The 26573-nt window shown below is 70.1% G+C and carries 28 protein-coding genes and 1 pseudogene; 14 read left to right on the forward strand and 15 right to left on the reverse strand.

What is annotated here, in order from left to right:
- Window positions 1-18: 18 nt before the first annotated feature.
- The 4 genes from OGL88_RS14375 to OGL88_RS14390 all read right to left on the reverse strand — a co-directional run bounded on the left by OGL88_RS14375 (window position 19) and on the right by OGL88_RS14390 (window position 2094).
- Complete coding sequence (locus OGL88_RS14375) at window positions 19-843, reverse strand: helix-turn-helix domain-containing protein (protein WP_194648031.1); 825 nt, start codon at window positions 841-843, stop codon at window positions 19-21.
- 47 nt (window positions 844-890) lie between these two features.
- Window positions 891-1286, reverse strand: coding sequence for a hypothetical protein (locus tag OGL88_RS14380; RefSeq protein ID WP_263091863.1), 396 nt, complete (start codon window positions 1284-1286; stop codon window positions 891-893).
- 110 nt (window positions 1287-1396) lie between these two features.
- Complete coding sequence (locus OGL88_RS14385; RefSeq protein ID WP_263091864.1) at window positions 1397-1672, reverse strand: hypothetical protein; 276 nt, start codon at window positions 1670-1672, stop codon at window positions 1397-1399.
- Window positions 1672-2094, reverse strand: a complete 423-nt coding sequence (locus OGL88_RS14390; protein ID WP_263091866.1) for a hypothetical protein — start codon at window positions 2092-2094, stop codon at window positions 1672-1674. Before OGL88_RS14390 ends, OGL88_RS14385 begins: the two co-directional genes overlap by 1 nt.
- Before the next feature lie 32 nt (window positions 2095-2126).
- On the opposite strand from OGL88_RS14390, the gene OGL88_RS14395 reads away from it, so the two are divergent.
- From OGL88_RS14395 to OGL88_RS14435, 9 genes are all read left to right on the forward strand, one after another.
- Window positions 2127-3110 (forward strand): alpha/beta fold hydrolase, encoded by a 984-nt coding sequence (locus OGL88_RS14395; RefSeq protein ID WP_263091867.1) that lies wholly within the window; start codon window positions 2127-2129, stop codon window positions 3108-3110.
- 78 nt (window positions 3111-3188) lie between these two features.
- A complete protein-coding gene (gene melA / locus OGL88_RS14400; protein WP_263091868.1) occupies window positions 3189-4613 on the forward strand; it encodes an alpha-galactosidase in 1425 nt (474 codons plus the stop codon).
- Between the two features lie 125 nt (window positions 4614-4738).
- Complete coding sequence (locus OGL88_RS14405; protein WP_263091870.1) at window positions 4739-6043, forward strand: ABC transporter substrate-binding protein; 1305 nt, start codon at window positions 4739-4741, stop codon at window positions 6041-6043.
- The gene (locus tag OGL88_RS14410; RefSeq protein WP_131847670.1) at window positions 6027-6986 is read left to right on the forward strand and encodes a carbohydrate ABC transporter permease; all 960 of its coding nucleotides are present in this window, start codon (window positions 6027-6029) and stop codon (window positions 6984-6986) included. Before OGL88_RS14405 ends, OGL88_RS14410 begins: the two co-directional genes overlap by 17 nt.
- The gene (locus tag OGL88_RS14415) at window positions 6986-7861 is read left to right on the forward strand and encodes a carbohydrate ABC transporter permease (protein WP_263091871.1); all 876 of its coding nucleotides are present in this window, start codon (window positions 6986-6988) and stop codon (window positions 7859-7861) included. Before OGL88_RS14410 ends, OGL88_RS14415 begins: the two co-directional genes overlap by 1 nt.
- Before the next feature lie 112 nt (window positions 7862-7973).
- Complete coding sequence (locus OGL88_RS14420) at window positions 7974-8258, forward strand: hypothetical protein (protein ID WP_263091872.1); 285 nt, start codon at window positions 7974-7976, stop codon at window positions 8256-8258.
- On the forward strand, window positions 8258-10015 hold the full coding sequence (locus OGL88_RS14425) for a hypothetical protein (RefSeq protein ID WP_263091873.1): 1758 nt from the start codon (window positions 8258-8260) through the stop codon (window positions 10013-10015). Before OGL88_RS14420 ends, OGL88_RS14425 begins: the two co-directional genes overlap by 1 nt.
- 77 nt (window positions 10016-10092) lie before the next feature.
- Window positions 10093-10521 (forward strand): hypothetical protein, encoded by a 429-nt coding sequence (locus tag OGL88_RS14430; RefSeq protein WP_263091874.1) that lies wholly within the window; start codon window positions 10093-10095, stop codon window positions 10519-10521.
- A 103-nt stretch (window positions 10522-10624) separates the two neighbouring features.
- Window positions 10625-11044 carry a hypothetical protein gene (locus tag OGL88_RS14435; RefSeq protein ID WP_263091875.1) on the forward strand — a complete coding sequence of 140 codons (420 nt, stop codon included), beginning with the start codon at window positions 10625-10627 and terminating at the stop codon, window positions 11042-11044.
- A gap of 34 nt (window positions 11045-11078) precedes the next feature.
- Here OGL88_RS14435 and OGL88_RS14440 read toward each other — a convergent pair whose 3' ends face one another.
- Window positions 11079-11711: a TetR/AcrR family transcriptional regulator gene (locus OGL88_RS14440; protein WP_263091877.1), complete on the reverse strand. Its 633-nt coding sequence runs from the start codon at window positions 11709-11711 to the stop codon at window positions 11079-11081.
- A 48-nt stretch (window positions 11712-11759) separates the two neighbouring features.
- On the opposite strand from OGL88_RS14440, the gene OGL88_RS14445 reads away from it, so the two are divergent.
- Window positions 11760-12716 carry a zinc-binding dehydrogenase gene (locus tag OGL88_RS14445; RefSeq protein WP_263091879.1) on the forward strand — a complete coding sequence of 319 codons (957 nt, stop codon included), beginning with the start codon at window positions 11760-11762 and terminating at the stop codon, window positions 12714-12716.
- A 124-nt stretch (window positions 12717-12840) separates the two neighbouring features.
- Here OGL88_RS14445 and OGL88_RS14450 read toward each other — a convergent pair whose 3' ends face one another.
- Together OGL88_RS14450 and OGL88_RS14455 are read right to left on the reverse strand one after the other, a co-directional pair.
- Complete coding sequence (locus tag OGL88_RS14450; RefSeq protein ID WP_111086735.1) at window positions 12841-13050, reverse strand: cold-shock protein; 210 nt, start codon at window positions 13048-13050, stop codon at window positions 12841-12843.
- Window positions 13051-13066: 16 nt separating this feature from the next.
- Window positions 13067-14176: a fatty acid desaturase family protein gene (locus OGL88_RS14455; RefSeq protein ID WP_263091880.1), complete on the reverse strand. Its 1110-nt coding sequence runs from the start codon at window positions 14174-14176 to the stop codon at window positions 13067-13069.
- Between the two features lie 132 nt (window positions 14177-14308).
- Here OGL88_RS14455 and OGL88_RS14460 point away from each other — a divergent pair, with 132 nt between their 5' ends.
- Window positions 14309-15370 (forward strand): LacI family DNA-binding transcriptional regulator, encoded by a 1062-nt coding sequence (locus tag OGL88_RS14460; RefSeq protein WP_123673542.1) that lies wholly within the window; start codon window positions 14309-14311, stop codon window positions 15368-15370.
- A 71-nt stretch (window positions 15371-15441) separates the two neighbouring features.
- Here OGL88_RS14460 and OGL88_RS14465 read toward each other — a convergent pair whose 3' ends face one another.
- The 4 genes from OGL88_RS14465 to OGL88_RS14480 are packed head-to-tail and all read right to left on the reverse strand — an operon-like array spanning window position 15442 to window position 20999.
- Window positions 15442-17805 carry a glycoside hydrolase family 31 protein gene (locus OGL88_RS14465; RefSeq protein ID WP_263091881.1) on the reverse strand — a complete coding sequence of 788 codons (2364 nt, stop codon included), beginning with the start codon at window positions 17803-17805 and terminating at the stop codon, window positions 15442-15444.
- Window positions 17806-17821: 16 nt separating this feature from the next.
- Entirely contained in the window at window positions 17822-18733 is a 912-nt protein-coding gene (locus OGL88_RS14470; RefSeq protein ID WP_263091882.1) for a carbohydrate ABC transporter permease, read from the reverse strand.
- A complete protein-coding gene (locus OGL88_RS14475) occupies window positions 18730-19701 on the reverse strand; it encodes a carbohydrate ABC transporter permease (RefSeq protein WP_263091883.1) in 972 nt (323 codons plus the stop codon). The genes OGL88_RS14470 and OGL88_RS14475 overlap by 4 nt, the downstream gene beginning before the upstream one ends.
- A 26-nt stretch (window positions 19702-19727) precedes the next feature.
- Window positions 19728-20999, reverse strand: a complete 1272-nt coding sequence (locus OGL88_RS14480; RefSeq protein WP_263091884.1) for an ABC transporter substrate-binding protein — start codon at window positions 20997-20999, stop codon at window positions 19728-19730.
- A 376-nt stretch (window positions 21000-21375) separates the two neighbouring features.
- On the opposite strand from OGL88_RS14480, the gene OGL88_RS14485 reads away from it, so the two are divergent.
- Window positions 21376-23193 (forward strand): BCCT family transporter, encoded by a 1818-nt coding sequence (locus OGL88_RS14485; protein WP_263091885.1) that lies wholly within the window; start codon window positions 21376-21378, stop codon window positions 23191-23193.
- An 8-nt stretch (window positions 23194-23201) separates the two neighbouring features.
- Here OGL88_RS14485 and OGL88_RS14490 read toward each other — a convergent pair whose 3' ends face one another.
- The 3 genes and pseudogenes from OGL88_RS14490 to OGL88_RS14500 all read right to left on the reverse strand — a co-directional run bounded on the left by OGL88_RS14490 (window position 23202) and on the right by OGL88_RS14500 (window position 24101).
- Window positions 23202-23333, reverse strand: coding sequence for a hypothetical protein (locus tag OGL88_RS14490; RefSeq protein WP_263091919.1), 132 nt, complete (start codon window positions 23331-23333; stop codon window positions 23202-23204).
- Window positions 23334-23392: 59 nt separating this feature from the next.
- Window positions 23393-23653 (reverse strand): annotated as a pseudogene (locus OGL88_RS18100) (GNAT family N-acetyltransferase); the annotation flags it as partial.
- A 16-nt stretch (window positions 23654-23669) separates the two neighbouring features.
- Window positions 23670-24101, reverse strand: coding sequence for a bleomycin resistance protein (locus OGL88_RS14500; protein ID WP_263091886.1), 432 nt, complete (start codon window positions 24099-24101; stop codon window positions 23670-23672).
- Between the two features lie 122 nt (window positions 24102-24223).
- Between OGL88_RS14500 and OGL88_RS14505 the strand changes: the two genes are divergently transcribed.
- Window positions 24224-24469, forward strand: a complete 246-nt coding sequence (locus OGL88_RS14505; RefSeq protein ID WP_263091887.1) for a hypothetical protein — start codon at window positions 24224-24226, stop codon at window positions 24467-24469.
- A 123-nt stretch (window positions 24470-24592) separates the two neighbouring features.
- Here the strand turns inward: OGL88_RS14505 and OGL88_RS14510 are convergent, their stop codons facing one another.
- Entirely contained in the window at window positions 24593-25456 is an 864-nt protein-coding gene (locus OGL88_RS14510; RefSeq protein WP_263091888.1) for an SMP-30/gluconolactonase/LRE family protein, read from the reverse strand.
- Window positions 25457-25514: 58 nt separating this feature from the next.
- Here OGL88_RS14510 and OGL88_RS14515 point away from each other — a divergent pair, with 58 nt between their 5' ends.
- Entirely contained in the window at window positions 25515-26558 is a 1044-nt protein-coding gene (locus OGL88_RS14515; protein ID WP_263091889.1) for an LLM class flavin-dependent oxidoreductase, read from the forward strand.
- The last annotated feature ends 15 nt before the right edge of the window (window positions 26559-26573 follow it).

Here is a 26573-nt window from a genome sequence, read left to right on the forward strand (position 1 = left end):
GTGCGTGGAGACACCGGATCAGCGAGCTCGTGCCCGGTACGCCCCCGGCGCAGTCCCACAGGCACGGGTGAAGTGCACGTAGAAGCTCGACTGCGACCCGAAGCCCGCGGCGTGCGCGATCTCCGAGGTCGTCATCGACGTCGTCGCGAGCAACCGCTGCGCCTCGGCCACCCGGCACCGAGTCAGGTACTCGACGATCGTGGTGCCGACGTCCTGTCGGAACACCGACATCGCGTAGTGCGGGTGCAGGTGTGCGGCCGCTGCGACGTCAGCGACCTCGATCGGTTCGCGGAACCGGTCGACCACGAACCGCACCATGTCGATCACCCGGTGCATGGCATCCGCGGTGCCGTGCCCGCCGCCAGGCCGCAGGTCCACGGCGTCGCGATGGTGCCGGAGCAGGCGACGCACGAGCGCCTGCGCCTCGAGGTTGGCGATGATCTCCGCACCGTCGTCCGCGAAGTCCCGCTGCCACGACCCGAGCATCGACTCGACGTCACGGCCGGCAGCTGCGGTCGGCACGACGACCGGGCGGTTCAGGAGCATCGCTCCGAGGTCGTGGTCGGGTAGTCCCCACGCCAGCACCTCGGCCAGGGGGATGTGCACCCAGCGGAACTCGCCGGTACCGGTGCCGTCACCCACGAGCTGGTGCGGGGTCCAGCCCCAGAACAGTGCGATCTCGCCCGCGTGCACGCTGACCGGCGCCCCGCCGAACCGGTAGTCCAGGTGCCCGTCGAGCACCAGGTTCATCTCGAGGTCGTCGTGCCGGTGGGAGGACGCCATGAGCGGGGCCGGGCCGCGGTGGCTCCAGTACGCCGCTTCCATCGTCTCCACGTCGAGCACGTTGCTGAGCCTACGTCAGCGAGCAACCTCCCCACACAGGACCTCCGTCAGGGGGTCGCTTCACGAGACCAGTAGTCGGCCCTGATGATCAGCAGTTCTCCGTCCACTTCTGCGCTCAGGTTGACGGTCCGCGGGTCCCACAGCGTCCCGCGTTGCCGCGCCTGGGGTGTCATCCCCAGGCTCGTTGCGAGATCCTCCGGGCTCGTTCCGTTGGGCGGTCGGACCGAGAGCACGGCCCAGCACCCACCAGAAGCGCACTCCTTCTCCTCCGCGATCAGCTCGCTGCCCGCTGGCAGTGAGACCGAGGCAGCGGGTGGTACATCCCCCTCGGTCGCGAACACGGACAGCGACACGAGGCGGACACCAGCGAGCAACGCGATGAGCGCAAGCGTCACCACGACCGTCACCACGACCGATCGCTTCCGTCTCCCCGTGGCCGTCACGAGCGCCACCCTACGGCTTCGGCGCAGCAGCCTGTCCTGGTACTCACTCGACGACGTGGAGCACTTCGATGCTGACGGGCACATTCCCAGAGCACGTCGTCCGGAGGAAGCTAGAGCGTCGCGCCTCGCGTCGCGAGGTCCACGCGGCGGCCGTCCTCGAGCACTGTCCGAACGTGCTGCACACCGTCGTCGAGGGTGCTCTGCCACGCCCACGGCTCACCTCCGAGGAGTGTCCGCGCGGCGACGTCCGCAACGAGATCGAGCTCGACGTCGAGGTCGCTCCACCGGTCCAGCTCGTCGGGCGTGAGGACGGAGCCGTACGGACGGACCGCGCCGACCGCCGGTGCCGTGCGGAGCCGCTCGAGGAGTGACTGCTGCCAACGCATCACCGAACCCTCCGAGCGTCGGCGACCGCGAGGTGACGGACGAGGTCGGCCGGATCAGTGCACATGGCCTCGAACAGTCGGTAGAGCGTCTCCGAACGTTCAGCCGGCCCCACGGCGTAGCAGGACTTGCCGAGACCGTAGGCGATCCCGGTCTCGATGTGCGCCGCTGCTCCGGCAGGGAGGACGAGCACGAACCGGTCGGCGGAACGGAGCGCTGCGAGGTCCTGTTCGAAGAGACTCCGGATGCCAGGTTCACCGAGCCGTGCTGCGTCGGCGCCACCGGGCACTGCGAAGGCCAACGCCTCGTCGTCGTACTGCGCTCGAACGAAGCTGTAGCACTGCGCGCCTGCACCGTCGAGCGCATCCACGACCTCGGCGACCGCGTCCCGGTTCCGCCAACTCCCTGCGACGAAGAAGTCCATCAGGCGAAAGTACTCGTCGGTAGCGTGGTGGGATGGTGTACACCCCGCACGAGCCGTACCGGACGAGCATGATCGCCGTGGACGGTGGGGCATCCATCTCCTGCGAGGAATCGGGCACCGCGGACGGCGTTCCCGCGCTCTGGCTCCACGGCGGGCCCGGAGGATCACTCGGCAGTGGCTGGTACCGCACGCACTTCGACCCCGCCCGCTACCGACTCGTGGGGATCGATCAGCGCGGAGCCGGGCGCAGCCGCACCCCGGAGGACGACCTCGCCGAGGCACTGGTCCGGCAGACCACGCAGCAGCTCATCGACGACATCGAGGCGGTCCGCACCACGCTCGGGATCGACGCCTGGGTCGTCGCGGGCATCTCGTGGGGAACCACACTCGCCCTCGCGTACGCGCAACGGCACCCCGAACGTGTTCGCGCGCTCGCGCTCGTGGCCGTCACCACGACCAGTCGCAGCGAGGTCGACTGGATCACGGAGGGCATCGGCCGCCTGTTCCCCGCGGAGTGGGACGAGTTCGAACGTGCGAGCCACCGGCGCCCCGACGAGCGCGTCGTGGACGCGTACGCCCGGCAACTCGCGTCGCCGGACGCCCGCGTCCGCGAAGCCGCGGCGGCGGCTTGGGATCATTGGGAGAACGTGCACGTCTCGCTCGACCATCCCGAGCTCCGTGGGCACGGACACGTCGGGCCGGCGCGACGCGAGGCGTTCGCACGGTTGGTGACGCACTACTGGAGCAACGATGCCTTCCTGCCCGGCGACCAAGCGGTCCTGGCACGCCTCGACCGGATCCGTCACATCCCCACCACGCTCATGCACGGACGGCGCGACGTCAGCGGTCCTGTCGTGACGGCATGGCGTCTCCACGCTGGCCTCCCGGAGAGCACGCTGACGATCGTGGAAGACGAAGGACACGGCGGTCCGGAGCAGAGCGACGTGCTCAGCCGAGCGCTCGACCAGCACGCCGACAGGACTTGGACCGCTCCGGAGGCGTCAGCCGTGATCTGACGACCGGTCCGAGGATCCTGGAACCCCACCGTCCGAAGCCGGAGGACCGCACACCCCCGCGCTTCCTACCGTCGACACATGACCAAGATCACCATCATCGGCGCCGGCGGCTTCGTCTTCCCCTTCCGCCTCATCGGCGACCTCGTCTCCTTCCCCGCCCTGCAGAATGCGACGTTGCACCTCATGGACCTCGACGCGGGCCGGGTCGCCCGCACCGCGACGGCCGCCCGCGAGCTCGTCGCCCACCACGGCCTCGGCGTCGAGGTCCTCGACACCACGGACCGGCGTGCGGCCCTGGCGGGTGCGGACGTCGTCATCATCACGTTCCAGGTCGGCGGCGTCGAGTCGTACAAGTGGGACGTCGAGATCCCGCGCAAGTACGGCATCGACCAGGCGGTCGGCGACACCGTCGGCCCGGGTGGCGTCTTCCGCTTCCTGCGGTCGGTGCGCGCGTACGAGGACATCGCCCGCGACGCGCTCGAGCTCTGCCCGGACGCCCAGTTCATCAACTACGCGAACCCGATGGCGATGGCCACGGCGTTCCTCAACGCGAAGGGGCTCCGGACGGTGGGGCTCTGCCACAGCGTGCAGGGCACGACCCGCATGCTGGCGCGCACGCTCGGCGTGCCGTACGACGAGGTCGAGTTCGTCAGCGCGGGCATCAACCACCAGGCGTGGATCCTCGAGTTCACGCGTCGCAACGGCGAGGACCTGTACCCGCGTCTGCGCGAGGTGATGACGGCGAAGCACCAGCGGGGCGTCGCGGCGTCCGACCTGCACGACGACGACGGCGACCACAGCGAGGCGGCTGCCGCGGCGAGCAACTACGAGGGCGGCAACGAGCAGGTCCGCACCCAGCTGATGCGCTCGTTCGGGTACTTCGAGACCGAGTCGAGCCACCACGCCAGCGAGTACGTGCCGTACTTCCGCAAGGACCCGGAGACGGTGCTCGAGTACATCCCGGAGCGCTGGGACTACTACGAGATCTGCCTGGCGCACGACGAGCAGGGCGACGTGGACACGCAGCTCGAGAAGCTCAAGGCCGACCTGACGCCGAGCGTCGAGTACGGCGCGAGCATCGTGAACGCGATCGTGACGGGCGTCCCCGCGGTGGTCTACGGCAACGTCCCGAACGCCACGGGGGTCATCCAGAACCTGCCGTCCGACGCCTGCGTCGAGGTCGCGTGCCTGGTCGACGGCAAGGGGGTGCAGCCGACGTCGTTCGGTGAGCTCCCGCCGCAGCTCGCCGCGATCAACCGCACGAACACGAACGTGCAGACCCTGGCGGTGCGCGCTGCGCTGACGGGCAACGTCGAGCACGTCCACCACGCGGTGGCTCTGGACCCGCTGACGGCGGCGCACCTGACGCTCGACCGCATCGCCGAGATGACCGACGAGCTCCTGCACGCCCACGCGGCGCTGCTCCCCGAGTCGTTGCGTCCGGCGGACGCGGTCACCGCGGCACCGGTGACCGACCGGGAGGCCCGCCCCGCGCTCGTCTGAACCGTCGCGCCCGACGTGGGGTCGGGTCCAGGACGCGACCCCACGTCGGACGCGCGGCGCCCCGTGTGCGCACCCCGCGCCTCCCGGCCGACCTGAACGGCACCACGACCTCAAAGGAGAGGACCATGCCGACCCGTCCATCCCCCCAGCTCGCCAGACGGGGGTTCCTCGCCCTCGCCGGCATCTCGCTGACCGGCGCACTGGCAGCGTGCGCCGGCGGCGGAACGACCGGCCGCGGCGGGACGAAGCACATCCGCCTGTCCACCTGGAACATCCCGACGGACATCACGAGCTACCAGGCGATCGCCGACGAGTTCGTCGCGGCGCACCCTGGCACGAGCGTCGCCGTCGAGGTGACCACCGGGCAGTTCCACCAGTGGTTCATCACCCGGCTCGCCGCCGACCTGGCGCCGGACGTCATCCGGATCACCCCGCAGCAGATCGGTCGGTACGCCGCGAACGGCAGCCTGGTCGACATCTCGGGGTCCGTCCCGGCGGACTACCGGCAGGACTACAGCGACCCGTTCTGGGCGATCGGCGCGCGGGACGACGGCGTGTACGGCGTCTTCCAGCACACCGACAACTTCATCACCTACTACAACCGCGACGTCATGGAGCAGATCGGCGTCACGCCACCGCAGGCCCTGGCCGACGCGTGGACGTGGGACGATTTCCTCGACGTCGCGCAGGAGGTCAAGCAGGTCACCGGCAAGTACGCGTTCGGGTACGGGTGGTCGTCGCCCGAGACGGCGTACCGGTGGCTTCCGCTGGTCCACCAGAACGGCGGCGCGTTCCTCGGCGAGGACGGTGCCACCCCGTCGATGGACACCCCGGAGGCGATCGACGCCCTGGCCTTCGGCCGGAAGTGGTACGCCGACGGACTCGCGACCACGGGCAACCTCAGCAAGAGCGGCGGCGGCGACGTCTCGCGGAACCTGTTCCTGACGGGGCAGATCGGCATGATGCTCAACAACCCGGAGTCGATCGCGCAGCTCGACACCGACATGCCGGACAACTGGGGCACGGCCCCGATGATCCGGAACGTCGGCGAGGCGAGCGACCTGGGCGGCAACGCCCTGGCCGTCACGAAGTCGAGCAAGCACCCGGAGCTCGCGGCCGAGCTCGTGGCGATGATCACGTCCCGGTCGAAGATGCAGCAGTTCTGCCACGACGGCAACTGGCTGCCCGCCCGGAAGTCCCTCGACGCGAAGGACATCGGGTACGCCGCGAACACCGACACGATGCAGCGGTTCATCGACCAGGGGACGACGATCCCGCTCTCGATGGTGAAGGCCGAGAGCGGCGAGTACTTCAGCTCGCTCAACGCGGTGTTCGCCGACTACCTCGACCTCTGCCTGCTCGGGCAACTGAGCCCGAAAGAGGCCTCGAACCAGATGATGGAGGCGATGCGCAGTGTCACTGCGAACTGAGACCGCGCCGGTCCGAACGACGGCGTCCACCGCCCCACCGACCGGCGGGCTCCCCGCTGGCGGCGGCGCCCGCCGGAGCCGGGGCCGCTTCGTCCCGTACGTGTTCATCGGCCCCGCGGCGCTGCTGTTCCTCGGCTTCTCGCTCATCCCGATCATCACGGCGATCGCGCTGAGCTTCCAGGACTCCAGCACCTCGCTCGGCGACGGCACCTGGGTCGGCGGGAAGAACTTCGTCGACATGGGCTCCGACCCACTCATCGGCACGGCGCTGCGGAACACGCTCGTGTTCACGCTCGGCACCGTGCCGACCTCGATGGCGATCGGGCTCGCCCTGGCGGTCGCCCTGAACCGGCCGCTGCCCGGGCGCTCGGTGTTCCGTGCCCTGTTCTTCGTGCCGATGGTCGCGGCCGGCGTCGTGGTGGGCGTCATCATGTCGTGGATCTTCAACGGCGACTACGGCGTCGTGAACAACCTGCTCGAAGCGCTCGGGATGGGGCGCGTGCCCTGGCTGACCGCTCCGGGGTGGGCGATGGCGACCCTGGTGGTCGTCGTGGTCTGGACCCGGATCGGCTTCTGCATGGTGATCTACCTCGGCGCGCTGCAGTCCGTGCCCGCCGAGCTCAAGGAGGCCGCGGCGATCGACGGCGCCTCGCGATGGGTCCGGTTCCGGACCATCACGTGGCCGCTGCTCCGCCCGACGACGTCGATCCTGCTCATCCTGAACGTCGTGTTCTCGTTGCAGGCCTTCGACGTCATCTACGTGATGACCGGCGGTGGCCCCGGCTTCTCGACGACCGTGCTGATCCAGTACGTGTTCCGGTCCGCGTTCATCGATGCCCGGATGGGCTACGCCGCGGCGCTCGGACTGGTGCTCGTCGCGATCCTGCTCGTGTTCACGCTGCTCCGGCAGCGCGCCAACCGCAAGGCGGAGGAGATGCTCTGATGGCCGTACTCGATGTCCGCGGTCCCCGCCGCCGTCCGGCTGGAGCCCGCTCCCGGCGCCGGCCTGGTCGTTGGGTGCTCGTCGCCGGGCTCACCGCCCTGGCGATCCTGATGGTGTTCCCGCTGTACTGGATGGTCGTCTCGGCACTCACCCCCGGCGGGCAGTCGCAGAGCGGCACGTTCTCGCTGTTCCCGACGCGGCCGACGTTCGAGAACTACACGCAGGTGTTCAGCACGCAGCCGGTCTGGCGGTGGCTCGGCAACTCGGCGCTCATCACCAGCGTCGGCACCGCGTTGAGCGTCGTCGTCTCGCTGATGGCCGGGTACGCCCTCGCCAAGTTCCGGTTCATCGGACGGGGCCTGCTGTACTCGGCGTTCCTCGTCACGATCATGATCCCCATCCAGGTCACCCTGGTGCCGAGCTTCCTGGTCGTCGCGAAGATCGGTCTGGTCGACTCCCCCTGGGCGGTGATCCTGCCGACCGTGTTCGACGTCGTCGGGATCTTCATCGCCCGGCAGTTCATGCTCGGGGTGCCGGACGCCCTGATGGAGGCCGCTCGGCTCGACGGCGCCGGAGAGTTCCAGACGTTCTTCCGCGTGGTGCTGCCCTCGTGCGGTCCCCTCATCGGTGTGCTCGTGATCCTCGGCTTCATGACGCGGTGGAACGACTTCCTCTGGCCGCTCGTCGTGCTGCAGGGCAACGAGAACCTGACCGTGCCGGTGGCCCTGTCGACGTTGACGAACAACCCGGCGTTCAGTTCACCGTGGGGTGCCGTCATGGCCATCGCGACCGTGACCGTGCTGCCGCTGCTCGTGGTGTTCCTGGCGTTCCAGCGCCAGTTCGTGCAGGGCATCGCGTCGACCGGGATCAAGTAGCGCGGCGGCGGGCGTTGGTCGCGGCGGCGGGCGTTGGTCGCGGCGGCGGTCGGAACCTTGCACGTGGACGCCGTCGGTTGATATGTTGGCGGCGATCCACGCGGGGGGGGACATGGGGGATCTGCAGGTCGACACGTCGGCGCTCGACGCCTTGACGCACGCCCTCACGCCGGTGCCCCAGGCCGTCCGCCTGGATCGATCGTTCCGTGATCCGCGTGAAGACGCCCTCGGGTCGGCGGACGTGGCCGGAGCTCTCGGTGATGCGGGCTCGACCGTGACGGACCGCGCCGAGGTACTCGCACAGTCCCTCACCGCGATCGGTCAGTACCCCTTCCAGGTCGCGACGCAGATCTCGGCGACCGAAGACGACCTCGCCGGACAGGCCGGTGGTCGCTGATGACGTGGACCACGACCGATCCGGGCGCCGGCGACACCGCCGCCGTCACGGCACTGGCGACGGCCCGACGCACCAGGGCCGACGAGCTCCGCGACGTCGAACGGACGCTGCGTGGTGTCGCGGGTGACGGTCAGAGCGCCGATTGGAAGGGTCGCGCCAAGGAGCCGTTCATGGCGAACATCGGCGACTTCACCGCGGACACGATGACGCTCCGCACCGCGCTCGACGAGCAGGCAGCAGCGCTCGAGCAGTACGCCAGCGACCTGCACGCCGTGCAACAGGAACAGCAGCGGCTCGAGACGGCCCGCGCATCGGCCGCCGAGGCACTGGCGACGGCGCAGTCGGCCCTCGACACGGCCCGTTCCGAATCGCGCGCAGCCGCATCCGACGACAGCGCGACACCCGAGTCGCGAGACGCGCTCCGCTCGGCGGCGAACCAGCACGAGGACTCGGTCTCCGCCGCGGTCACCACCAGCCGTGCGCTCGACCTCGAGTGGGACGCCCTCGTCGAGCAGCGTCGCACCGCGGACCGGAAGTGCTCCGACGCCCTGAGCGGCCGCGTCGCCAACGGACTCCCGCGCACCCTCTCGCAGTCGTCGATCGCCGGCGCCACTCCCCTGACCCTGCTCGCCCTGCTGCAGGGCATGACCGCCGACGAGGCCGCGGCCTTCCTCGAGAAGCACCCCGAGGTGGCCGAGACGATCGAGCAGGCTGATCCCGGTGCCGTCCGCGCCTGGTGGCAGTCCCTCGGCACGGGCGACGACTCGGTCCTCTCCCCTGAGCAACTGGCGCTCGTCGGTTCGATCCCGAGCGTGCTCGGAGCGCTGAACGGCGTCCCGCCGGCTGCTCGTGTCGCCGCCAACCGGAACCTCGCCGGCGACCGGCTCTCAACGGTGCAGTCGCGGCTCCAAGCCCTCCGCATCGCGCAGGGTCTGTCGAAGTCGCTCACCGGTCGGACGGACAAGAAGACCCAGGACGAGATCGACAGCCTGGCGCTCGAGGAGAAGTACCTCCTGCGCGTCGTGGCAGAGCCGCCGAAGACGCAGCTGTACCTCTACGACCCCGCCGAGAAGCGCATCATCGAGATGATCGGGACACCCTCGCCGGACACGAAGCACGTGATCACCTACGTGCCGGGGACCTTCAGCAACATGGAGTCCTTCTACGGCGGTGGCGTCCAGCAGGTGGCCGAGTACCTCCACGCCTACTCGCCCGACGACACCGTCGCCTTCGTCGCGAAGGACGGCGTGTTCCCGGGCGAGGAGACCGCGGGTCCGGCTGGCGTCAACGAGGCGAACCAGCCGGAGTTCGCGCTCGGCCCCGCCGAACGGCTCCGGCAGCTCGCCGCGGGCCTCGATGTGGACCCGGACCTCGCGAACGCCCGGACCACCGCGATCGGGCACAGCTGGGGTGTGGCGAACATCACCACGTCCGAGACCCTCGGCACGCAGTACAACCAGGTCGTCTCGCTGTCCGGAGCCGGGATGCCCGAGACCTGGAAGCCGAACCAGCTCACGACCTACACCGACTACTCGTACGTCGACATCCTCCAACTCGGTCAGGCGACCGGTCAGGTCTGGGACGGCAACAATCCCCGGTGGAACCCCGCCTTCGCCCATGGCGAGTACTACGGCCCGGCGCCGGATGACGTCAACCCGTACGATTTCAGCAACCTCATGGAACAGCACAACAAGGTTGCCCGCATCGAAGGGAACCAGGATGTCCTGGACGACCTGGTAGGAGAGATCTACCCGTGATCCGCCGCTCGCTCACCACCCTCACCGTCGGGGCGTCCATCGTCCTGGCCCTCACCGCTTGCGCCGGAGGACAACCCATGGCGGAATCACCGACACCGACGTCGAGCTCGAACCAGGCAGCAGCGCGATCCGACGCCGAGCGCCACACCGGCGAGGTCCAGCGGCGGATCGCCGACACCTTCGCGTCCTCCGCCGTGGCCTCGGAGACCACCCGCGACTGGGTGCTGCTCGCCTGCGCAGCCGATGCGGTCCAGTCGGCCGGCGGCATCACGCTCCGGCTCGCGAAGTCGGTGCCGGTCGACGAGGCGTACGAGTCGATCCGCGGAGCGTTCTCCGACGAGCCGTCGTTCACGACGAAGACGGACCAGACGTCGAAGGGTCTCGATCGGCTGTCCCTCAGCAACGGCGCCGGCGAACGCTACCTCGTGACGATCGACGATGACGGGGGGATCGTCCGCATCGCCTCGTTCTCGCCGTGCTTTCCCGGATCCCTGGCCGACCGGTGAGGTGTCCGCAGCCGCGCGAGTGACAGGACGGTCCAGAACGGTCATCGCGAGCCTCGTGATGTCCCTGCCCCTGTCACTCATCGCGTGCGCTGGAGGACCGTCGATGACCGAGACACCCGATTCGAGCACATCGCCCTCGATCACTCGCGCTGCTGCTGAGGAGCAGACGACGTCGATCCTGGACCGTGTCATCGCTTCATTCCCCGACGGCGCGGTCGCGAGCCGTCGAACGATCGACTGGACGCTGCTCGCGTGCTCGGACACCGAAGTCTCGGCTGCCGGCGGCGCATGGCTGACGCTGGCACGGGACGTGGACGTGGACGCCGCGTACGACGCGATGATCGCGGCTGTGCGCGACGACGGCTACACCGCGACCACGGACACGACCGGCAAGCGGGTGGAACGCTTGACGATCACCGGCGCGGACGACGACCAGTTCCTCATCACCGTCTACAACGACACGCAGAAGGTCCGGATCTCGTCGTTCTCACAGTGCTTCCAGGGGTCCCTCACCGACGGCTGAGCAGGGCCGTTCCGAGGGCGGCCCCCGGACCCGATCAGACCGCGGCGCGGAGCACAGCCCTCACGACCCGTGCGGGCTCGGGCAGCGGCTCGTTCGTCGCCGATGCTCGGAGGGAGTCGAGTGCGAGCGCAGCGAACCGCCGCGCCGCGCCGAGTCGCTCGGCCTGGTCGTCTCCCCGGAGCCCCCGCGCCGCGAACAGCACGAGGAGCAGGTCGTCGACGACGAAGTCCGGCCGCAGCCGTCCCACGGCCTTCGCTCGGAGCGACAGGGCAGCGATCGCGTGCAGGAGCTCGGCGCGGTGCCGGGCGAGCCGGTCGGACACCTGCCCGGCGGCAACGAGCGCATCGACGAAGCCCTGGTTGCGGGCGTTCAACTCGACGGTGCGCTCGACGACGGAGCGCAGGCCCAGCCAGGGGTCGGGGTGCGCGGCGCCCTCGAGGACGATGCTCCGACACAGCTCGAGCTCGTCCTCGAACGCGGCGTCGACCAGGTCCCGCCGCGTCGGGAAGCGTCGGTACAGCGTCGCCGGGCCGACCCCCGCGTGCCGGGCGACGTCGCGCATCGTCACGTCGAGACCGCGCGAGCCGAACAGGTCACGCGCCGCCTGCAGCACACGGTCGCGGTTCTCCTGCGCATCAGCCCGCAGGTGAGGCATCTGGGCGGTCATCCGTACCACTTTAGTCAAGTGGACGCAGGCGTCCGTTAGCGTCGCAGCATGCTCGCAGTCACCATCCAGTCCTTCGGACCGCCGGACGGCCTCGTCCCCACCGACCTCCCAGAACCCGTTGCAGCGCCCGGCCAGGTCGTCATCGACGTCGAGGCGATCGGCGTCGGCGGTGTCGACGCCGTCATCCGGCGCGGCACCCTCGGCCGCCCGGGGATCGACCCCGGGTACGTCCCCGGCAGCGAGGTGGCCGGTACGGTCGTCGCCGTCGGGAACGCCCTCGACGACGCGTGGCTCGGCCGGCGGGTGTGGGCGTTCACCGGGGTCGGCGGGGCCTACGCCGAGCGGGTCGTCGCGCGGATCGCCGACCTGACACCGCTCGACGACGGATTCGGCGCAGTGGAGGCCGTCGCCCTCGGGTCGGCGGCCCCGGTTGCGCGGTTTGCGCTCGCGCACGCGCACCTGGACGCCGGCGAACGGGTCCTGGTCCGCGGCGCCGCCGGCAGCATCGGGATCGCAGCGGTCGAGCTCGCCGTGCAGGCGGGGGCAGAAGCCGTCGCGGTGACGACCGGTTCGGCGGAGCGCGGCGAACGGCTGCGCGGACTCGGCGCGACGCACGTGCTCGACCGGCGGGGCCTCGGCGACGGCCCCGAGGCCTACGACGCCGTCATCGACATCGTCGGCGGCCCCGCGATGCCCGACTTCATCGACCGCCTGGCACCCAACGGGCGGCTCGTGATCGTCGGTGCCGTCGCTGGGATGCCGCCGGCGGACTTCGGAGGGCACCTGCTGCGCGCGTTCCAGCAGTCGCGGTCCGTCGCGACGTTCAGCCTCGACTCGGTGCCGCGCGGCGCGCTGGCCGCGGCCCGTCCGGAGCTGTTCCGCGCCGCCGCCGCAGGCGAGCTCACCCCGGTCGTCGACGACGTGCTGCCGCTCGCCGAGGCAGCGGAGGCGCACCGACGCATGGACGCGGGCCGGGTGTTCGGACGGATCGTCCTGACGCCCTGAACCTCGACCCAGGCCGGCTCGCGCGTCCCTGGCGTCATCGGGCGTACCAGCGCAGTGGACATGGGAAAGAAACGACGGGAGGCACGGTGCCAGCTGGCACCGTGCCTCCCGTCCGTCGTCCGTGTCAGCGGATGATCGAGATGTTGTCCGCCTGCGGGCCCTTCTTGCCGGGGCCCACGTCGTACTGCACGTGGTCGTTCTCCTCGAGCGACCGGTAGCCGGTCGTCGCGATGATGCTGGAGAAGTGGGCGAACAGGTCCTCGGACCCGTCGTCGGGGTGGATGAAGCCGTACCCCTTGGCGTGGTCGAACCACTTCACGGTGCCGGTCGGCATGGTCGACAGCACGGCGTCAGTGGATGCGCAGTTGCGCGACCATCGGGCAGGCGAACGGATCGCGGGCAGCGAGCCCGACGCGGTTCAGGTACCGGACGACGATGCCGTAGGAGCGCAGCAGGGTGGTCTCTGTGTAGGGCACTTCGAGTGTGTCGCAGTGGTCGCGGACGAGCAGGCGGGCCTGCTTCAGCGCCGGACGCGGCATCGACGGGAACAGGTGGTGCTCGACCTGGTAGTTCAGCCCGCCCATCAGGAACGAGACCCACCAGCCGCCGCGGATGTTGCGCGACGTGCGGACCTGGCGCGAGAAGAAGTCGACCTTGGCGTCGTGCGCGATCGTCGGCATGCCCTTGTGGTTCGGGGCGAACGAGGCGCCCATCATCACGCCGAACACGGCGAGCTGCACACCGAGGAACGCGCAGGCCATGCCGAACGGCAGGAACCAGAACACGACCGTCAGGTAGATGCCGAAGCGGGCGACGAGCAGCGCGGCCTCGAGCCAGCGGTGCTTCACGTCGGCCTTGGTGCCGTTGCCGGTGACGATGCTCTGCACGGCGTACCGGTGCAGGTTCAGGCCCTCGAGCGTCAGCAGGGGGAAGAACAACCAGCCCTGGAACCGCATGAACGTCGTCATGAGCGGGCCCTTGACCGCGGCGGCGTCCTCCGGCAGGAACTGGATGCCGTCGGGTGCGATGTCCGGGTCCTTGCCGACGGTGTTCGGGTTGCCGTGGTGGCGGGTGTGCTTGTTCATCCACCACGAGTAGCTGAGGCCGACCAGGAAGGTGCCGAGCCAGCGGCCGGCGTGGTCGTTCCACTTCTGCGAGGCGAAGACCTGGCGGTGCGCGGCCTCGTGCGACAGGAACGCGAACTGCGTGAAGATCACGCCGAGCGCGCCGGCGACGATCAGCTGGAACCACGAGTCACCGAGGAACGCGAACGCGACCCATGCGAGCGCGAAGGTGACGATGAGTGTGCCGAACAGCGACCAGTAGAACCCGGTGCGGCGGCGGAGGAGTCCGTTCTCCTTGACCTGCGCGAGCAGAGCGGAGTAGGTCGAGGTGCCCTTGGGGCTTCCTGTTCCTGGACGAGTACGTGTGTAGCCCGGAGCGAGCGGAGTGGTGGTCAAGTGGACCGACCTTCCGGTGCGGACCGGCCCTTCGACCGGTTCGTGGTAGTTCACGCGATTGCGCTTGGTGCGACCCTAGGGCCTGAAGGTGCGATTCCACCTGGCAATCAGCCTGCCCACTACGGTGATCGGATGGGCAAGGTCACGCTGCAGGACGTCGCCGTGCACGCCGGCGTCTCGATGAAGACCGTGTCCAACGTCGTGCGCGGCTACCAGCACGTCAGTCCGCCGATGCGCGACCGGGTGCAGGCCGCGATCGACGAGCTCGGGTACCGCCCGAACGTCTCCGGCCGGTCGCTCGCCACCGGCCGGTCGAACATGCTCGCGTTCGCGTTCCCCGACCTCCGGCGGCCGTACTTCGCCGAGCTCGCGCACGTGTTCTCCCGCGTCTGCGCGCAACGCGGGTACCAACTGCTGCTCGAGGAGACCCTCGGCGAGGCCGACGGCGAGCGCTCCGCTGTGCGCGGTCGCGAGGCCGGGGTGGTCGACGGCGTCGTCATCCACCCCCAGGTCCTGACCCCCGAGGCGATCGACCGGATCCGCGGGGACACCGCCGTGGTGTTCCTCGGCGAGGACGTCCGCCCCCAGTACTCCGACCAGGTGGTCATCGACAACGCGGCCGCGGCGGCGCAGGCCGTCGCGCACCTCGTCGCGCTCGGTCGCCGACGCATCGGCTTCTTCGGGCACGAGACCGGCCCGGAGTCCAGCACCTCTGGCGTGCGGCTCCACGGCTACCGGGCCGGGCTGGCAGCCGCCGGTCTGCCGGTCGACGACGCGCTCCTGGTCCCCCGCGAGGTCGGTGACGCCGCAGGTGCCGAGACCGCGTTCGGTCGGGCGCTCGATGCCGGGCTCCGGGTCGACGCACTGCTCTGCCGCGACGACCTCGCTGCCCTCGGGGTCCTGCGCGCGATGCGGTTGCGTGGGCTCGACGCTCCGCGGGACATCGCGGTGGTCGGGTGGGACGCGATGGGACTCGGTTCGAGCCTGGTGCCGAGCCTGACGTCGGTCGCGCCGGACACCGTCGCGCTGGCGGACACCGCCCTCGACCTGCTGCTCGAGCGGATGGACGGCTCGGAGGTACCGGGCCGGCTGGTCACGGTCGGGCACCGGCTGCTGGTGGGCGAGAGCGCGCCGTTCCCGGACGGCTCCGTCGACCGCGGGCAGGCGCAGGGCCAGGGCCGAGTCTCGGCCTGAGCGACACTCCTCGTGGCGATCCGCTCGAAGAGTGTCGCCCAGCGCGAGTCTCGGGGCCGCTCCTCCGCGCGTCAGCGCTCGCCCGGGTGCACGCTCCCCAGCAGCTCGACGACGACGGCACGCAGCGCCTCGGGCAGGTCGACGGTGCCGAGTTCGACGATCCGGTCGGCGCGCGGCAGGTCCTTCGACACGATCTCCCACGCGGTGAGCTTCTCGGCGTTGCCGGCCTGCGCGCGTTCGAGGGCGCGCCGGACCGCTTCGCGGGCGTCGACGCCGACCACCGGCGACCCGCTCAACGTGACGGCTCCGCCCGCAGTCGAGTCCACGGTCAGGTCGACCGAGAACCGGGCCTCGCCACGAGCGGACACGACCTGGCCGTCCGCGGGGGCGGCGAGGAACGTGATCCGCCAGTCGCGACGGGCCGGAACGACGTCGACTGCGCCCGTGGTGGCGTGCACGCGGAACTCGGCGAGCGCCGCGTCCCACGTCAGACGGGTCTCGGCACTGCGGCCGGTGTCGCCGGCGGGGTCCTCCTGGTCCTCGACCAGGGTGAACGACCCGGAGGCACCGGGGGCGACGAGGACCTCGAACGCGGTCGGGTTCGCGGTGGCGTCGAGTTGGTCCTCGGTGGCGAGGGGCAGCAACCCGCCCTCGCGCAGCAGCACGGGCACGGTGTCGAGGGTGCGGTGCAGGTCGACGAACCGGTCGCCGGCGTACACGGTGCCGGTGAACACGTCGGTCCAGGTCCCCGGCGGCAACCAGGCCCGTGCGGTCCCGTGCAGGGTGACGGGGTCGCGCGGTTCGACGATCGGGGCAACGAGGAGTTCTGACCCGAAGGCGTACGTGTTCGGCACCCGGTACGCCTCGTCGCGCCGTGGTTCCAGGTGGTACAGCGGGCGGACGAGCGCGGTGCCCTCGGCGGTCCGGTGGTTCATGGTGTGCAGGTACGGCACCAGGCGGTGACGGAAGCGCAGGGCCTCCCCCATCGCGGTGCGTGCCTCGGCCGGGAACACCCACGGTTCCTTGCGGATGAACGGGTTGTTGGCGGAGTGCAGGCGCGTGATCGGCGAGAACACCCCGAACTGCACCCAGCGCGTGGCGAGTTCGTCGTCGCGGACGCCACGGGTGTGGCCGCCGATGTCGTGACTCCACCAGGGGTAGCCGATGTTCGCGGCGGTGGCGGTGAACTCGGGCTGGAACGCCAGCGACGCCCAGGACACGACGGCGTCGCCGGAGAACCCGACGGCGTACCGCTGGCTGCCGGGGCCGGCGTAGCGCGAGAAGGTCATCCCCTGACCCCCGGAGCGCGCCGAGTCGAGCAGGTGGAAGTGGTTCAGCAGCCACAGCGGGTCGACGCCGGGCAGACCGCTCTCGCTGCCCTGCTGCCAGTCGATCCACCAGAAGTCGACGCCCTGCGCTTCGAGCGGTCGGTGCAGCTGGTCGAAGTACGCCTGCAGGAACCGTCGGTCGGTCGGTTCGAACGGGATCGGCTGCTCGGTCGCCGGGTCGATCCCCATCGCCGCGGCCACCGCGGGGTAGGCGTCCTCGAACGCCCGGACGCCGTCGGCGGGGTGCAGGTTGAGCGTCGTGCGCATCCCCCGCCGGTGCAGTTCCGCCAGGAAGGCCTGCGGGTCGGGGAACAGCGAGGGCTCCCACGAGTAGCCCGTCCAGCCGTCACCGAACTGCGGCGGAACGGAGTCGACGCGGTGCCAGTCCATGTCGATGACCGCGACCGAGAACGGCAGGCGTTCCTCGGCGAACCGGTCCACGAGTGCCAGGTACGAGGCATCGCTGTACGGGTGGTAGCGGCTCCACCAGTTGCCGAGAGCCCACCGGGGCAGTCGTGTGGGGGCGCCGGACACCTGGTGGAAGGCGCGGAGGGCTGCGTCGAAGTCGCGGCCGTGGGCGAACACCGTGACGTCACGGCGGCCGGGCACGCGCGTGCCGATCCAGCCGTCGTCCTCGAACAGGAACGACTCGCTGTCGTCCAGCGCGGTGATGCCGTCGCGGGCCAGGATGCCGGGCTCGAGCGGCATCCGGCCGTCGACGTCGTCGAGGGTACGGCCGGTGCCGCCGAGGTCGCGGGGCTCCTGCCCCCAGCGCCAGCGGTTCGCGTCCGGGCCGATGGTCTCGACGACCAGGCCGCTCGGGCTGAACGGACGGCCGTCGTACCGGAGCCGGGCCCGTTCGGTGGTGACGACGAGGCCACCTTCGCCGACGCGCTCCACGGTGAACCCTGGCACCGGCAACCGCCGCCGGATCGCGAACGTCGAGGCGCGGTCTTCGAACCCGCCGTCGTCGCTCCACTCGATCCGGAACGCGCCGGCGTCGAGGACGGTGATCCGCCAGTACTCGCCGGTGACGACGGCTGCGGGGTCGGCGACCGGGTCGGATCCGGGGAACGGCCGGATGGTCGGGAGTGCGGTGGTGGTCATGGTCACGTCGTACCCCTCAGCTCTTGACCGCGCCCTGCGTCACGCCGCTGATGACCCAGCGCTGCGCGAACAGGTAGACGATGATCGTCGGCGCCATGGCCATCAGGTACGAGGCGAAGGCGACGTTGTAGTTCGTGCCGAACTGGCTCTGGAAGATGTTCTGCACCACGGGCAGCGTCTGCAGGCTCGGGTCGGCGGTGATGAGCGACGGCATCATGAAGTCGTTCCACGACGCCAGGAACGCGAAGATCCCGACGGTGGCGTTCATCGGTCCGAGCAGCGGCAGGATGATCCGCCAGAAGATCTGCCACGTGCTCGCGCCGTCGATGCGGGCGCTCTCCTCGAGCTCGACGGGGATCGACCGGAGGTACGCCGAGTAGAGCAGCACGCTGAACGACAGTTGGAACATGGCGTGCAGGATGCCGACGCCGATCGGGTTGTCGAGGCCCATCTGGGCGGTGAGCTTGATCTGCGGCAGTGCCACGACCGGGAACGGCAGGAACATCGCCGCCAGCAGGTAGACGAACGACCACCGGAAGAACCGCTTGTGCCAGTTCCGGACGATCGCGTACGAGGCGAACGAGCTGAGCAGCAGGGTCGCGACGACGGTGAGCGCTGCGACGCCGAGCGACACCGAGAACGAGACGGGGAAGCGCGTGAGCTCCCAGGCCGACGCGAACGAGCCGGGGTTGAACGGGAACGGCAGCGACAGGGCGTTGCCGTCGACGGACTGTTCGCTCGTCTTGAACGCCATCGCGACGGTGACGTACAGCGGGATGAGCACCGTCAACGCGGCGAGTCCGAGCACGACGGTCAGGGTCCAGTTCGTGCCGCCGAGGCGTCGCCGGTGCCCGCGGCCCGGTCGTCGCGCGTCGCCGGTGGTCACCGCGCGGGTGTCGGTGGGTGGGCGGGTGTCGATGGCGGTCATGCGAGTCGCAGGTTCCTTCCGCGGGTCGCCGCGAGCTGCAGCACGGAGATGAGGACGGTGATGATGAAGAACACGGTCGCGTTCGCCATCTGGTAGGCGTAGTCGCCCCCGGTGAAGCCGCCGAAGATGGTCATCGCGACGCTGCTCGTCGCGCTCCCCGGCCCGCCGTTCGTCAGGCCGACGATGACGTCGTAGGCGCCGAGGTAGCCCTTCACTCCGAGCACGGTGTTGATGACGATGAAGCCGCCGAGCAGCGGGAGCGTGATCGCGCGCAACTGTTTCCAGCCGGTCGCGCCGTCGAGCGAGCTCGCTTCGTACAGCTCCTCGGGGATCGAGGTGAGCCCGGCGGTGTAGATGAGGAGGGCACCGGGCACGGTCTGCCAGGCGGAGACGATCACGATCGCGACCCAGGCCAGGTTCGGGTCGCCGAGGATGCTCTGCTCCAGCGGTCCGAACCCGACGCTCGTGGCCAGGGCCGGCACGGTGTTCGAGAACAGGAAGTTGAACACGTAGGCGACGATGATCCCGGAGATCACCATCGGGATCACGAAGATCGACCGGAGGCCCGCGGCGAACCGGATCTTCTTCGCCAGCGCGATCGCCAGTGCCAGCGCGATGACCTGCGTGACGATCACGGTGACGACGGCGAACCCGAGGGTGAAGCTGTACGACGCGAGGATCGCCGGGTCGGACACGAGCGCCCGGTAGTTCTCGAGCCCGAGGAAGTTCCACTGCCCGAAGCCGAGGTAGTCGGTGAAGCTGTAGAAGATGCCGACGCAGGCGGGTGCGACGACGAAGGCGGTGAACGCGATGAGGGCGGGCACGAGGAACAGGTAGTACATGCCCTCCGTCCGGTGGAGGGAGCCCGGGCGACGCGAACCGGCGGCGCGGTGCGTGCGGGCGGCCGCGGTGGCCGGCCCGGGCGTCGCCGGGTCGGTGTCGCGGGAGAGTGGGGTCTGCATGGTCATGGTGGCTCCTGGAGTCCTGGTCCGGCTCAGACCGTCGCCGAACGGCCGGCGAGACGCCGCCAGTCCGAGTCGAGCCGCTGCAGCATCGAGGTGAAGTCCCCGCTCCGGATCGCCGACTGCAGGTAGTTGCCGAGCGGGATCGAGGTGGGGATGAAGGTGCCGGCGCCCTGGTAGAACGCGGCGTCGTCGACGTACTGCTGCAGGCCGGCGAGTCGCTCGTCCTGCTGCGGCGGCGCGTCCTTGGTCGGCGAGTACGCCAGGTTGTCGCGGTTGTACGCGTCGATGACCTCGGGCTGCATGAGGAACTCGACGAGCTCCTTCGCCTCGTCCGGGTGCTGCGACGCGGTCGGGATCCACAGGCCGAGGTCGATGTTCACCCGCGCCTGCCGGTCGCCGGGATCGTTCGACACCGGCAGTGCGAACGTGCCGACCTCGAGGTCCTTGTTCACCAGCGCGATCTGTCCGAGCGCCCACGGCCCCTGCAGGTACATCGCGGCCTCGCCCTTGCCGAACGCCAGGTTCCCGTCGGCGTAGGCACGGGTGGCGTGGTCGGGGTTGAAGAACGTCGAGATGGTCTTCGCGCGCTCCATCGGCACCGCGAAGTCCTTCTCGAACGACACCGCGGAGTCCGGGCCGACGTCGGTGCCGAGGGCCTTCATCTTCGTGAAGAACGAGCCGGTGTCGACCAGGCTGCCCACGGAGTAGTCGAACAGCCCCTGCCAGAGCGTCCAGGTGTCGCGGTCCGTCGCGTAGATCGGGGTGATGTCGGCCTTCCGGAGCGTCCGGCACACCTCGACGAACTCGTCCCACGTCGTCGGCACGGGCAGGTCGTGGTCGGCGAAGATCCGCTTGTTGTAGATGACCCCGGCGGCAGCGAGCGAGTACGGCAGCACACTCGTGCGGTCCTCGAACCTCGCGTACTGGTTCGTCAGGGTGTCGATGTCCGGTCGGACCCGGGCCGCCGAGGGCAGGTCGCCGAGGTCGCTCAGCACACCGCGGGAGATGTAGCGCGCGAGTTCCAGGTTGTCGTTGAAGCAGCCGACGTCGGCCGGCTCGCCGCGGACGAACTGCGGCGCGATCGCCGTCGTGCTGTCGTGCACCACGGACAGCCCGGAGTGCCCCTGCTCGAACCGCCGCAGGAGCGCATCGAAGTAGGCGATGACCTCCTGCTTCTGCTCGTAGAACCGCAGCGTCGTCGCACCCCCTGCCGCGGCGCGCGGTGCCGCGCACCCCGCGAGCGCCATCGTGCCGAGCGCGATCCCGCCGGCTGCTCCGGCGAGGAACCCCCGCCGGCTCACGGCCGCGCTGATCGTTCCGGTCCTGCTTCCCACCATCGGGCAACTCCCTCGTGCGCGTCGTCGCGCAGGTCCTATTTACAGCGCTGTAAAACGGAAGTCAACGTTGTAATCGCACCTGACGGGGTACGCGCGCCCACGAGCGGACGGGAGGCGCGGGTCGCCCCCGCCCCGCGCCTCCCGTCCGCCGCTCGCCGGCCCGACCGCTTCGCGCACCGTGCGCACATCACCAACCGGTGCACCGTTGGTCGCTCCGTGCGCGCCTACGGCGCCGCACCGAGCACGCAACCCCGCACGGATCGGCCAAGGCTGCACGGTGCTCACCCGAACGACACGCCTGAGCGAACGCACAGAGCCGCCGCCAGGCACCATGGAGTGCATGCCAAGCACCACCTCCGCTCCCCCGCCCGGCCCCCGCACGACGACCTCGGAGGTCCGGCGGTGGGTGTTCTGGCCCGCCGCCGTCCTCGTGCTCGGTTTCGTGGCGTTCACGCTCGTCTCGCCGTCGAGTGCCGAGGCGATGTTCGTCGGCCTGCAGGACGGCATCGTCCGGAACTTCAGCTGGTACTACGTGCTCATCGCGGCGTTCTTCGTCGGCTTCTCGGTGTTCGTCGGCTTCAGCAAGTTCGGCGACATCAAGCTCGGCAAGGACCAGGACGAACCGGAGTTCTCGACGGGCTCGTGGTTCTCGCTGCTCTTCGCCGCCGGCATGGGCATCGGCCTCGTCTTCTACGGCGTCTCGGAACCCCTCAGCCACTTCGCCTCGCCGCGCCCCGGCGTCACCGGTTCGGAGAGCGAGCTCGCGCAGCAGGCCCTCACCCAGACGTTCCTGCACTGGGGTCTCCACGCGTGGGCGATCTACGTGGTGCTCGGCCTCGCGCTCGCGTACGCCATCCACCGCCGGGGCCGCCCCGTCTCGATCCGCTGGGCCCTCGAGCCGCTGCTCGGCAATCGTGTCCGCGGCGGCTGGGGCAACCTCATCGACGTCCTCGCCCTGGTCGGCACCGTGTTCGGCGTCGCGACCTCGCTCGGCCTCGGAGTGATCCAGATCGGCGCCGGGCTCGAGAAGGCGGGCATCGCCGACAGCGGCATCGTCAGCCAGATCGTCATCATCGCCGCGATCACCGCCGTCACCATCGTCTCGCTCGTCACCGGGGTGGCGAAGGGCATGAAGATCCTGTCGAACTTCAACCTGCTGCTCGCCGCCGCGCTGCTGCTGTTCGTGCTCATCGTCGGTCCGACCCAGTTCCTGCTCCGCGACTTCGTGCAGTCGATCGGTTCGTACCTGCAGAACGTCGTCGGCCTGTCCTTCAACGTCACCGCGCAGCAGGGTGCCGAGGGTGAGGCCTGGCAGGGTGCGTGGACCACGTTCTACTGGGGCTGGTGGATGTCGTGGGCGCCGTTCGTCGGTGTCTTCATCGCGCGCATCTCGAAGGGCCGCACCGTCCGCCAGTTCGTCTTCGGCGTCCTGCTCGTGCCGACCGTGCTCACGTTCCTGTGGTTCGCGGTCCTCGGCGGTGCGGCGATCCACCGCGAGACCGACGGCTCCGGCGGCCTGGTCGGCTCGGACGGTTCCGTCGACGTCGAGGGCTCGCTCTTCACGTTGCTCGGCGACCTGCCCGCCGGCACCGTCCTGGTGTTCGGCGCGATCCTGCTCATCGGCGTGTTCTTCGTGACCTCGTCGGACTCCGGCGCCCTCGTCATGGCGATGATCGCGTCCGGCGGTGACATCGAGCCGAAGAACTGGCTGCGGGTGTTCTTCGCGTTCGTCTCCGCCCTGCTCGCCGTCGCACTGCTGCTGAGTGGCGGACTGGACGCCCTGAAGACCGCGGCCATCACCACGGCCTTGCCCTTCAGCGTCGTGCTGCTGCTCACCTGTTGGTCGACGATCATCGCCTTCACCCGCGAGCGGCGTGCGTACGACAGGGCCGAGCGCGAGGTCCTGCTCGAACACGTCGGCGCGTACTACGGGCTCGAGGTCGAGGGGCCGTCAGAGCGCGCGCCGCGGTCCGCGTTCGGTCGGCCGTGGGCAGCCGTCAAGAAGCGGGTGCGCGGCGGGCAGGTGCCACACTCCGCCGCGACGGCCGTCGACGACTTCCCGATCCGGACGCAGACGGTGTCACCCGACCCCGCGGTCGACGCGAGCCTCGATGACGCGCCGGCTGCGGAGAGCGCGTCGCGCCCGACGGACGGATGACGACCGAGTCAGAGGTGCTTCTCCATGCAGTAGCTCGTCGGGTCGTCGGCGTACGGCCCGAACCGCGGGATCTGCCGGTACCCGAGCTTCTCGTACAGGGCGATCGCCGCGACCTGCGGCAAGCCCGTCTCCAGTTGCACCGTCGAGATGCTTCGGCCAGCGCATGCGCTTCGAGCGCCTGGAGCAGGGCACGGCCGACGCCGAGTCCTCGAGCGTCGTCGGTGACGAACATGCGCTTGACCTCACCGGTTCCGTCGCCCCGATCGACGAGCGCCGCCGTGCCGACGGCCACACCACCCTCGCGAGCGACGAACAGCGAGACCCCCTCGGACTCCAGGGCGTCGACGTCGAGGCCGTGGTAGTTCTCGGCCGGGTACAGGGCCAGGGCGAAGGCGTCCCCCTGGCGGAGCAGGCTGAGGACGTCGTCGCTGCGAGGGCTCTCGATCTGGATGGAAGGCACGGCCGATCGTACGAGTTCAGTTGGCCACTGGGCGTCGTCCCGCCGAGGACTGGAACCGCACCAGGTACCCGTCCGGATCCTGCACGAGGAACTGGTCCACGCCGGCCTGCTCGCTCCCGACGTCGTACCACTTCGTCTCGGGCTGCATGAAGAGTTCGATCCCGGCACGGAGCAGGGCGGCGGCCAGCGCGCGGCTGTCGGGCACGGTGATCTGGAAGTTCACGCCTCGGCCGAGCGGGCGCTCGAGCGGACCGGTGATCCAGTTCCGACCGACCCCGGCCTGTTCGAGCATCAGGTGTGCGGTGCCGAGGGCGATGTACGCGAAGCACTCCTCGGGCCGCGAGTAGCGGACCTCGAAGCCGCACCGGCCGCACCAGAACACGAGGCTCCGGTCCAGGTCGGCGACGAGGAGTTCGGGGACGAGTGCGGGCTCGGGGGTCGTGGTCACCGCACCATCGTGGCATCGGAGCGCCGCGGCACCCGCTCGGCGGGAGTCAGATGCCGGGACAGGAATACGTCGATGTGGCATCGTGCGAGGATTCGTCGACCACGTCGACGAAGGGCCAGATCATGACCACCGCGCGCACGTTCCACCTGATCAGCACGCTGCTGCTGGCCGTCGGGTTCCTCGGCGTCGGCGCGCTGATGGCCGACGTCTACTACGGACCGGAGGGTGGGGGTGCCAACATCGGCCTCGGGCTCGTGATGCCACTGTGCCTCGGCTCCGGCGTCGTCGGCATCGCGATGGGGATCGCGGCCCTCGTGACGACGTGGTCGGCCGGCCGCGCCGCACGCTCGCGCCAGCCCGTCCGTTGATGCGGTGCCCGAACTGCCTGGTGCGAGGTTGCACGCATGGTGCGGCCCTGATGCGTCGCACCATGCGGTCAACCTCGCACCGAGCGGGCTCCCACCGCGATCAGCGGGCAGCCAGGCTTCCGGTCACCAACCCGGCACCGCCACCCGCACCGCGCTGATCCGCCCCGCACGCGTCTGCGCCGTGGTCGCCGGGTCGTAGCTGTCCGCCGTCGCCAGGTAGAGCGTGCGGCCGTCCTCGCCCCCGAGCGCGCAGTCGATCGCACACAGCCCCGGGGCATCGATCCGGTCCGTGACCTCGCCGCCCTCGAGCACCCGGAGGAACTCCCCCGTGTCGACCGAGCAGACCCAGACGGCGCCGTCGCGGTCGACCGTGCTGCCGTCCGGCGTGACACCACCGGGCAGCGCTGCCCACTCGCGCCGTCCGGTCAGCGAACCATCGGGCTCGATGTCGAACGCGGTGAGCCGGCCGCCCCACGTCTCACTCACCACCAGGGTCCGGGTGCCGGGCAGGACGTTCGCGCTGTTCGGGAACACCAGCCCCTCGGCGACGAGACGGAACGAGCCGTCCTGCTCGATCACCCAGAGCGGGCCGGGGCGGAGCTCCTCGCCGCCGTAGAGGTCGTAGCCGAAGGCCCCGATGTAGGTCCGGCCGGTCGCGTCGTCGACGACGAGGTCGTTCAGGAGCGACGACTCCTCGCCGGACAGGTCGGCGAACACCGATGCCTCGCCGTGGTCGTCGACGGCGACGACCGTGCGGGACTCCATCGAGCTGACGATCAGTCGCCCGTCGGCGAGCCAGCCGAGCCCCGACGACTGGCCCTCGACCGTGGCCTCGAGACGCGGAGCCGCGGTCGAGGTCGGGTCCATCGAGAAGACCTCGCCGGTGTGCATGTCCGAGTACCAGAGCCGCCCGTCGTGCCAGCGGTTGCCCTCGGGGAAGCGGATGTCGGTGACGACTTCGGTCGCGGAGTCCAGAGTGATGCGCACGGGCCCCAGCCTGCCAGCCGCACCCCCGCGCCACCCGGTGGTCTGGCACGATCGAGGCATGCCCCTCGACGGAACTCCCCTGGAACGGCTCGGCTTCCTGACGATCGGGTCGTTCGACCCCGCCCGGCCATCGCAGGGCCACGAGGACACGCTCCGGGTCATCGAGCGCGCGGAGGCGCTCGGCTTCGACAGCGCGTGGCTGCGCCACCGGCACCTGCAGCACGGCATCTCCTCCCCCGTCGCGGTGATGGCCGCGGCGTCGCAGCGGACCTCGCGGATCGAGCTCGGCACCGCCGTCACCCCGATCGGCGCCGAGAACCCCTTCCGGCTCGCCGAGGACCTCGGCACCGTCGACGTGCTGCTGGGCGGACGCCTGAACCCCGGCTTCTCGGTCGGTACCCCGATGAACTTCGACCTCTACAAGGACGCGATCTACCCCGACACCGCCGAGCACGAGGACCTCGGCAACGACCGGCTCCTGCGCTTCCGTGACCTCGTGCGCGGAGACGCGGTGACCGGCACCGGGACCGGGACCGGCACCGTCGAACGCCGAGGGATCGAGGAGTTCGCGAGCACCGTCCAGCCCCACAGCGCCGGCCTCGCCGACCGCATCTGGTACGGCACCGGCAGCACGAAGTCGGCGGTCTGGGCCGGCGAGAACGGCTTCCACCTGCTGACGTCGAGCGTCACCCGCAGCGAGAACGGCACGGACTTCGCCACCAACCAGCGGGCCCAGATCGACGCCTACCTCGACGTCCACCCCGACCGCAGCGCTGCGCGCGTCTCGCAGGGGCTGGTCGTCATCCCGACCGACACGGCGACCCGCGAGCAGGAGGCCCGCTACCGCGCCTACGTCGAGAGCCGCTCGGGGCGCGTGGGCGTGCCGATGGGGCCCGGCGGGATGCTCTTCGCCGCCGACCTCGTGGGCACTTCGGCGGAGATCGCGGACCGGTTGCGCGCCGACGCCGGCTACCAGGCGGTCACCGAGGTCGCCTTCGCGCTGCCGTTCTCGTTCGAGCCGGACGACTACGCGCAGATCACCACGGACATCGCGGAGCACCTGGGTCCGCAACTCGGCTGGGCGCCGCGACCGGCGGCCTGAGAACGGCGCCAGACC

The sequence above is a fragment of the Curtobacterium sp. RIT-PI-V genome, assembly GCF_025642935.1.
In the GTDB taxonomy this organism is placed as follows: domain Bacteria; phylum Actinomycetota; class Actinomycetes; order Actinomycetales; family Microbacteriaceae; genus Curtobacterium.